Below are 462 nucleotides of genomic sequence, written 5' to 3'. Positions count from 1 at the left end.
AAATGACAACGTTTAGAAAGCTGCCAATCAGCAACCCAAAAATAACGGCTAAAGGAATAGCGAATGGTGCAAGAGCGGAGAGGGCGTCGATGGCAGAGTAAGTACTATCAAGCATATCAACCTACGACATTACCTAAGTTAAACAACGGCAGATACATGGCAATCAGCAAGATACCGATGAGCGAACCCAATACTACCATGATGATAGGCTCCATCAAGTGAGATAATCGGGAGACGGAGTTGTCTACTTCATCTTCGTAGAATTCGGCTGCTTTGTTCAGCATATCGTCCAAAGAGCCTGACTCTTCGCCAATGGCCGCCATTTGGATCACCATATTGGGGAACATATCAGTACTTTGCATACTGGATGTCAGCGACAGACCTTGGGTTACCTTGGCGCGGATGTCTTGAGTGGCTTCTTCATAGAGAATATTGCCGGATGCACCTGCAACTGAATCTAAT

General features: G+C 45.9%; 1 protein-coding gene and 1 pseudogene. Both read right to left on the bottom strand.

What is annotated here, in order from left to right; translation table 11 throughout:
- A pseudogene (locus tag ACTHUE_RS20300) lies at positions 1 to 115 on the bottom strand (prepilin peptidase); the annotation flags it as partial.
- 1 nt (position 116) lies between these two features.
- Positions 117 to 462, bottom strand: a 346-nt coding sequence (locus ACTHUE_RS20295; protein WP_440424310.1) for a type II secretion system F family protein, incomplete at its 5' end; no start/stop codon positions are given.

Source organism: Neisseria sp. P0021.S005, assembly GCF_051956955.1.
The sequence above is the reverse complement of the archived record's forward strand: the minus strand, read 5'-3'. Positions and strand labels throughout refer to the sequence as shown.